Source organism: Methylibium rhizosphaerae (assembly GCF_006386545.1).
Classification (GTDB): Bacteria; Pseudomonadota; Gammaproteobacteria; order Burkholderiales; family Burkholderiaceae_C; genus Pseudorivibacter; species Pseudorivibacter rhizosphaerae.
Map to the genome: position 1 here is coordinate 1 of NZ_SWAR01000145.1, position 1,082 is coordinate 1,082.

Consider the following 1,082-nt stretch of genomic DNA (forward strand, 5'->3'; position numbering starts at 1 on the left):
TAACGTTTGACATGAGGGGCGGCTGGAGGCAAGCGAAGCTTGCCGGAAGGCGTCCCCTCGATGGAGGGGTTAGGCCTCGCCTTCGTTGATTAGGGTGAAGAGGATGTCTTCTCGGCGTTGCCGCCGGCCCTTATCCGAGGCGGCCCGGGTGACCGCGTCTGCATACTCCGCGTACTCCTGAGGTTTGCCTTCCAACTCGCCGGTGCGCACCGCAGTGAGAAGCGCCTCGATCTTGGAAGCAACACCATCTGCCTTCTTGAAGCTCGTCCGCTTTGTCTGGCGGTAGTACCTCAGGCACGCGCCGAACAGCGAGTAGAAGTTGCTCTTGCTGCGGAAGGAGACCTGCGCGTCATCGACGAGGAGACTCCGGACCAAGGACATTGCTGCATTGAAGTCCGCTTCGAACTCCGCCTCTTTGGGAAAGTCTTCCTCAAACTGATAGTAGAAGTCATCAAGGAGGTCCTTCTTGTTCGTCACTCCCTCGACGACTACCAGAAGAAGCTCTGAAGCGAACTCGACGTCGAGCATCCGCCTGATGTCTCGGGGCGTGAACAGTCCGATCGTCGAGAAGAGAGGATTGTCGGCGAGCCGCTCGGCGGCGAGCTTAAAGCGTCCGCGGAAGCGGGCGTTCCGGAGTTCCTGATCGTTCAGCGCTACCGTGTTTGTGTTGAGCAATTCGAAGAGGGATCGGATCTCTGCGTCGTTGGTCTGGCTAAGGCTGCGCACAACGATCAGGTAGTCCCAAAAGTTTCTCTTCTGGTCGTCATTGAGATCCGCGAAGTACTGGCCTGACCAACTGTCGTTGACGGGAAGATTGATCTTCCCGTCAATGAACATCAGGATGGAAGTGATCCGCTGCTGACCATCGACAACGATATGGCGCTGTGTCCCCGTCGCCGGGTCTGTCTCGTGATGAATGTAGATCTCGGGAAACGGCAGCTGGCTACAAACCGTCTCGGCTAGTTGGGAGCGCTCAGCATCAAGCCAGACGGCGCGGCGCTGGAACTTCGGACTAATCTCCAACGTACCATCAGTCCTTCGCGCGTTGAGCCAGGCGATTGTTTGTATCGTGACGTTGTATT

Annotated in this window: 1 protein-coding gene; it reads right to left on the minus strand. The window is 57.3% G+C overall.

Going from position 1 to position 1,082, the window contains the following annotated elements:
• Positions 1–69 precede the first annotated feature (69 nt).
• A partial coding sequence (locus tag E8D38_RS27840) for a DUF262 domain-containing protein (RefSeq protein ID WP_140637559.1) occupies positions 70–1,082 on the minus strand: 1,013 nt, incomplete at its 5' end.